This window comes from Moorena sp. SIO4E2 (assembly GCF_010671945.1).
GTDB lineage: Bacteria > Cyanobacteriota > Cyanobacteriia > Cyanobacteriales > Coleofasciculaceae > Moorena > Moorena producens.
The window spans coordinates 1-6,876 of record NZ_JAAHIE010000401.1 but is presented as its reverse complement, the minus strand read 5'-3'; the positions used below and the strand labels follow the sequence as shown (position 1 = coordinate 6,876).

General features: G+C 44.7%; 6 protein-coding genes. 4 read left to right on the top strand and 2 right to left on the bottom strand.

Annotated elements, in window-relative coordinates:
• Window positions 1–152 precede the first annotated feature (152 nt).
• A complete protein-coding gene (locus F6K37_RS28675) occupies window positions 153–1,517 on the top strand; it encodes an AAA-like domain-containing protein (RefSeq protein ID WP_287253836.1) in 1,365 nt (454 codons plus the stop codon).
• Window positions 1,518–1,715: 198 nt separating this feature from the next.
• Window positions 1,716–5,387, top strand: a complete 3,672-nt coding sequence (locus F6K37_RS28670; RefSeq protein ID WP_287253835.1) for an eIF2A-related protein — start codon at window positions 1,716–1,718, stop codon at window positions 5,385–5,387.
• Here F6K37_RS28670 and F6K37_RS28665 read toward each other — a convergent pair.
• Window positions 5,331–5,687 carry a hypothetical protein gene (locus tag F6K37_RS28665; RefSeq protein WP_287253833.1) on the bottom strand — a complete coding sequence of 119 codons (357 nt, stop codon included), beginning with the start codon at window positions 5,685–5,687 and terminating at the stop codon, window positions 5,331–5,333. The two genes, F6K37_RS28670 and F6K37_RS28665, sit on opposite strands and share 57 nt — an antisense overlap.
• Before the next feature lie 176 nt (window positions 5,688–5,863).
• Between F6K37_RS28665 and F6K37_RS28660 the strand changes: the two genes are divergently transcribed.
• On the top strand, window positions 5,864–6,280 hold the full coding sequence (locus F6K37_RS28660) for a XisH family protein (protein ID WP_008190359.1): 417 nt from the start codon (window positions 5,864–5,866) through the stop codon (window positions 6,278–6,280).
• Window positions 6,268–6,603: a XisI protein gene (locus tag F6K37_RS28655; protein WP_008190356.1), complete on the top strand. Its 336-nt coding sequence runs from the start codon at window positions 6,268–6,270 to the stop codon at window positions 6,601–6,603. Before F6K37_RS28660 ends, F6K37_RS28655 begins: the two co-directional genes overlap by 13 nt.
• 23 nt (window positions 6,604–6,626) lie before the next feature.
• Here F6K37_RS28655 and F6K37_RS28650 read toward each other — a convergent pair.
• The coding region (locus tag F6K37_RS28650) for an element excision factor XisI family protein (RefSeq protein WP_287253831.1) at window positions 6,627–6,876 on the bottom strand (250 nt) is incomplete at its 5' end.

Here is a 6,876-nt window from a genome sequence, read left to right as displayed (position 1 = left end):
AGCTACTTGAGGTGCTTATGGACTATGGACAAGCTACGGTAAGAGCTTTTGAATAAAACAGGTAAGCATTAATCTCAGTTATGGAAAGCTGACGGCTGACGGCTGACGGCTGAATGCTTACGGACTAGCTAAGGCACAAGTAGCGATCGCTTATGATTAGTAAAGAAGCCTTCGAGGAAAAATTCAAGACCATGCCCTGGAAAAGGCGACAAGTTTTGGAGGCGGTGGTTGGTGGTAAGACAGATCAAGAAATCAGAGACGAGGTGCTAAAGGTCTATGATATATCTACGGTAAGAAAGCATATTTCTAATCTATATAAAGACTTTGATATTGAAGCTAATGGTTTTAATTGTCGTTGTGAGTTAGTTGAAATCGTTAATACCTATAAGCCGGAATTAGTGGCTGAGCAAGTATTAAACGAGTGCGGGTTATCCCCTAGACCTAGAGCAACTCAAGAGATATATATTGAGCGCCCACCTATTGAAGCTCGTTGTGATCAGGAAATTGTCAAACCGGGAGCGTTAATTCGGATTAAAGCACCGAAACTGATGGGGAAAACCTTACTAAGTCATCAGATTATCGCCCATGGTGAAAAACAGGGTTATGATCAAGTCTATTTAAATATGAATGAGCTACCTTTCACTAATTTGGATAGCTTTTTACAGTCCTTTTGTGTACGAGTGTCTGACAACTTAGGATTGTCGGATAACTTAGACAGTTATTGGAAAAAGCGTTTACCCAGCAAGGTAAACTGCAAACGATACTTAGAGCAGTATTTATTAAAGTCTTTAGATAGTCCAGTAGTTTTGTGTTTGGATGAAGTAGAGCAAGTCTTTTCTCATCAAGAGGTGGCTGAAGGGTTTCTGACTTTGCTGCGTAGTTGGCATGAAGATGCTAAGAGTAAAGAGGTTTGGAAAAAATTACGGTTGATTGTAGTTTATGCCACGGAAGTTTACGTTAATTTACCTACCGAACAGTCGCCATTTAATGTGGGATTACAGATAGAGTTACTAGAGTTTACTGAAGAGCAAGTTAAGGGCTTTGCTGAGGCTTATGGGTTGAATTTGTCTGGGGATTCAGTAACGCAACTGATGGCAATGGTGGGGGGACATCCTTATTTATTGTCCCAAGCGTTTGATTATCTCAAGAATCACCAAGCAGCAGAGAAGACACTGGATAGCCTTTTGGCTAATGCCCCCACAGAAGCCGGAATTTATGGCAGTCATCTCCGTCAACTTTTAACTAGTATTCAAGAGCATCCCGAATTGCTGGAAGCTGTTAAATTATTAGTTAGTAACACCAAACCCGTGCGCCTGGATGCTACTATCACTCGCAAGTTGGAAAGTATCGGTCTGGTTGAACGCCATGGTAATGATTGTAGTTTGATATCTAATTTGTATCGTCTGTATTTTAGCGATCGCATTTTGGGGAATCGGGAATCGGGAATCGGGAATCGGGAGTCGGGAATCGGGAATCGGGAATCGGGAATCGGGAATCGGGAATCGGGAATCGGGTAATAATATTATTATCAATAGACCAGGAAGTAGAATAACAATGAGCAAAACTATCTTTAACTATACCTAATTCTTAAAAACCACTTATTCTCTCTCCCCATCTTCCCACACTTGCTACACTCTTATCACTGCTCCCTGCTCCCTGCTCCCTGCTCCCTAAAACCTAAAAATTTGTACCTCACCGAATGCCAAACCGCTGTAATGACCAATCAACACTCAACAATCTACAAAGTAGGAGGTAGTTTACCTCAGGATGAACCTACTTATGTGACCCGACAAGCGGATCAGGAGCTTTTTCAGGCATTGATGGCTGGGGAGTTTTGTTATGTGCTGAATTCCCGACAGATGGGTAAGTCGAGTTTGCGGGTAAGAACGATAAAACGCTTGAAAGAAGAGGGATTTGCTTGCGCTTCTATCGATCTGACCGTGATTGGTAAAGAAGATATCACGGTGTCGATGTGGTATGAAAGTTTGATTATGTTATTGGTGGATGATTTCGAGCTTTTCGGAAAATTTGATGAAGACAGTTGGTTAGACGAGCGTGCTAAAATCTCTCCGGTGTTGTGCTTAAGTAAGTTTATTCAGCAGATCGTGTTAAGCAGTATTCCGGGAAAGATTGTTATTTTTCTGGATGAAATTGATAGTATTATTAAAGTTAGGTTTAAAGATGATTTCTTTGCGTTAATTAGAGCCTGTTACAATCAACGAGCTGAAACGCCAGCTTACAATCGTCTCACCTTTTGTTTGCTGGGGGTTGCAACTGCTGCAGATTTAATTCAGGATAAACAGCGCACTCCGTTTAATATTGGTCAGGATATTCAATTAACTGGGTTTACTTTTCAGGAAGCCAAACAGCCTTTGGTTCCAGGTTTGGTAGGTAAAGTTAATAATCCTGAACAGGTGTTGGGTGAAATAGTAAACTGGACGGGAGGACAACCGTTTCTGACCCAGCGGTTGTGTCGTTTGGTGGTGCAGACCTCGGAATCGGGTAATAGTCTTTCCCTAGACCAGATCGTGCGTAGCAAGATTATAGACAATTGGGAAGCCCAGGATGAACAGGAGCATTTGAAGACTATACGCGATCGCATTCTCAGGAATGAGCAACGGGCTGGTATGCTGTTGGGTTTGTATCAGCAAGTGTTGGAGCACGGGTGTATAGCTGCTGATGGCAGTCAGGAACAGACGGAATTAAGGTTATCGGGGCTGGTGGTTGAGCACCATGGTTGTTTGGAAGTTAACAACCGGATTTATGGTGAGGTTTTCAATTCCGATTGGGTCAAGACAGAATTGGCTAGACTGCGCCCTTACGCTGAGGCTTTTACGGCTTGGGTTGATTCTAGGTTTAAGGATGAGTCTCGATTGTTGCGGGGGGGAGCATTAGACCAGGCGGAACAATGGTCTAGGGGAAAAGCCTTAAGTGATTTGGATTCCCAGTTCTTAAGAGCTAGTCAGGTTTTAGACAAGCGAGAAGTCCAAAAGGCTTTGGCGGCTGAGAAAGAGGCTAGTGAAATATTAGCTAAGGCGAAACAGGAAGCAGAAGCGTTGCTAGCAGAAGCCAAATTATTAACACGACTAGAACGGAAAGGACTTATTATTTTAAGACAGTTACAGGATAATGCTTACTACGGCCCCAGTACAATAGGGGAAACGCTTTTGTATGAAGCAGTAGAGACTGGGCAAGAGCTACTTAGTATACTAAAAGATGGTTGCCCCCTGGAGCAATATCCTGCTACTAGTCCTATATATGCCCTCCACCAGAGTATTAGTCAATTTCGAAAAGGGGCTGTGCTCAGAGGGCATCAGAACTGGGTAACGAGTGTAGCCTTCAGCCCGGATGGACAGAGGCTGGCCACTGCTTCAGAGGACAAAACTGCCAGAATTTGGGACAGAAAGGGCAATCAAATCGCCGTACTCACCGGGCATCAGGACAGGGTAAGGAGTGTAGGATTCAGCCCGGATGGACAGAGGCTGGCCACTGCTTCAGATGACAAAACTGCCAGAATTTGGGACAACCAGGGCAATCAAATCGCCCTGCTCACCGGCCATCACGACAGGGTATGGAGTGTAGCCTTCAGCCCGGATGGACAGAGGCTGGCCACTGCTTCAGAGGACAAAACTGCCAGAATTTGGGACAGAAAGGGCAATCAAATCGCCGTACTCACCGGGCATCAGGACAGGGTAAGGAGTGTAGGATTCAGCCCGGATGGACAGAGGCTGGCCACTGCTTCAGATGACAAAACTGCCAGAATTTGGGACAACCAGGGCAATCAATTAGCCTTGCTCACAGGGCATCAGTCTTTGGTAAGGAGTGTAGCCTTCAGCCCGGATGGACAGAGGCTGGCCACTGGTTCAGATGACAAAACTGCTAGAATTTGGGACAACCAGGGCAATGAAATCGCCGTGCTCAAACCGCATCAGTCCAGGGTATATAGTGTAGCCTTCAGCCCGGATGGACAGAAGCTGGCCACTGCTTCATACGACGGCACTGCCAGAATTTGGGACTTACAGGGCAATCCATTAGCCCTGCTCACAGGGCATCAGTCCGAGTTAGATAGTGTAACCTTCAGCCCGGATGGACAGAGGCTGGCCACTGCTTCATACGACGGCACTGCCAGAATTTGGGACTTACAGGGGAATCAATTAGCCTTGCTCACAGGGCATCAGTCCAGGGTAACGGATGTAGCCTTCAGCCCGGATGGACAGAGGCTGGCCACTGCTTCAGAGGACAACACTGCTAGAATTTGGGACTTACAGGGCAATCCATTAGCCCTGCTCACAGGGCATCAGAACGGGGTAATGGATGTAAAATTTAGCCCCAATGGAAAGAGGCTGGCCACTGCTTCCTTCGATCAAACTGCCAGAATTTGGGACTTACAGGGCAATGAATTAACCATGCTCACCGGGCATCAGGACAGGGTAACGGATGTAGCCTTCAGCCCCAATGGACAGAGGCTGGCCACTGCTTCAGGAGACCGCACTGTTAGAATTTGGGACTTACAGGGCAATCAATTAGCCCTGCTCACAGGGCATCAGTCCAGGGTATATAGTGTAGCATTCAGCTCAGATGGACAGAGGCTGGCCACTGCTTCCTTCGACAAAACTGCCAGAATTTGGGACAACCAGGGCAATGAATTAGCCTTGCTCACAGGACATCAGGACAGGGTAACGGATGTAGCCTTCAGCCCCAATGGACAGAGGCTGGCCACTGCTTCAGGAGACCGCACTGTTAGAATTTGGGACTTACAGGGCAATCAATTAGCCCTGCTCACAGGGCATCAGGGCTTGGTATATAGTGTAGCCTTCAGCCCGGATGGACAGAAGCTTGCCACTGCTTCATCCGACAAAACTGCCAGAATTTGGGACTTACAGAGCAATCAATTAGCCCTGCTCACAAGGTATCAGGACAGGGTAACGGATGTAGCCTTCAGCCCGGATGGACAGAAGTTTGCCACTGCTTCATCCGACAAAACTGCCAGAATTTGGGACTTACAGGGCAATCAATTAGCCGTGCTCACCGGGCATCAGGACAGGGTAACGGATGTAGTATTCAGCCCCAATGGACAGAGGCTGGCCACTGCTTCAGTTGACGGCACTGCCAGAATTTGGGACAACCAGGGCAATCCATTAGCCTTACTCATCGGGCATCAGTCTTCGGTAATTAATGTAGCATTCAGCCCGGATGGACAGAGGCTGGCCACTGCTTCAACAGACGGCACTGCTAGAATTTGGAAGGTTGAAAGTTTAGGTGAGCTGCTGCGTCGGGGCTGTGACTTGCTGGAAGATTACTTTGTTAGGAATCCTGGAACTAAAGATAAGTTATGGGTATGCGAGGAATCGGGAATCGGGAATCGGGAATCGGGAATCGGGAATTAGGTTCAGAGGTTCGTTCAGGAGGCTCAGAGGTTCAACAACGGTATTCAAATACTCACGGTCGAGGTTCAGAGGTTCACGGTCGAGGTTCAGAGGTTCAACGTTTATCTTCAAATACTCAACGTTGAGGCTCAGAGGCTCAACAACGGTATTCAAATACTCAACGTTTATATTCAAATACTCAACGTTTATATTCAAATACTCACCGACGGTATTCAAATACTCACGGTCGAGGTTCAGATACTCAACGTTGATATTCAGAGGCTCAACTGTAGAACAGGCTTCCAGCCTGTGACTTAACACAGCTGTTCCAACACTAGCGGTGCGTTACGGGTGGGGCTATCCCAACACTACCAAGCGGACAATGAGTGCGATCGCGTCTGCAGAGCGCACCCTACGGCTGTCATGAAATTACAGATCGTTCCCACTATAATTAAGATAGGCTTTTATTTGCGCACCCACACTTAATAATTTTGAAAATGCCAGCCAAGGATATTTATCATGATGCAGTAAAAAATGCACTAATAAAAGATGGATGGACAATTACCAATGACCCTTTAAGTCTTAAAATAGGTAAAAAAGACATCTATATTGACCTAGCGGCTGAAAAATTATTAGTAGCTGAAAAACAAGGACAAAAAATTGCTGTAGAAGTTAAAAGCTTTGTTGGCTCATCAGAAATAGAAGATCTAAAAAACGCCTTAGGACAATATATATTATACGATAAAATTCTTAAACGTAAACTTTCAGAACGTCTTCTTTATTTAGCTATTAGAGAACCTATATTTAATCGCTTATTTAGCAAAGAAGTAGGACAAATTTTATTAGAAGATAACACGCTTAAAATTATTGTTTTTGACCCGGAAGAGGAGGTCATTACAAAATGGATAAATTAGAAAACTATCGCCAAATTATTCGTCAAACCTTAAGCCCTTATGTTAGCATTGATTACTCTAATTTTAACATCCGTAACCATGCAGCATTTGACCGAGAAACAGACGAATATTTAATTATTTCTGAAGGATGGAATAAGCAAGAACATCTTCATAGTTGTTTGATTCATGTGGAAATTAGTAATTCTAAAATTTGGATTCAATGTGACAATACTGAAGACGGCATTGCTAATGATTTAGTGGCAGCAGGTATTCCAAAAAGTGATATTGTTTTAGCTTTTCATCCTCCAGATATTCGCCAATTTACTGAGTTTGCTGTTAGTTAAAATCCGGTTAGATTGCGCATTTACTAGTCTTCCATCGCAGCAGCAATACGTTTGCGGACGCTGGGAGAGCGAAATCCCAGTACAATATCTTTGGGAGAAACACCCCGTTCAATCAATTCACGATCGATATAAATCTCAGTACTATTGTGCTGTATCCAGATTTGACCTTCGATTAGCTCAAGATGCATGGCACAGCCATAGATGCGGTACTCATTACGCCATTCGTTGTGGAAAACCAGATAACGATCCCTTTCTCTATCAAAGATAAGTTGA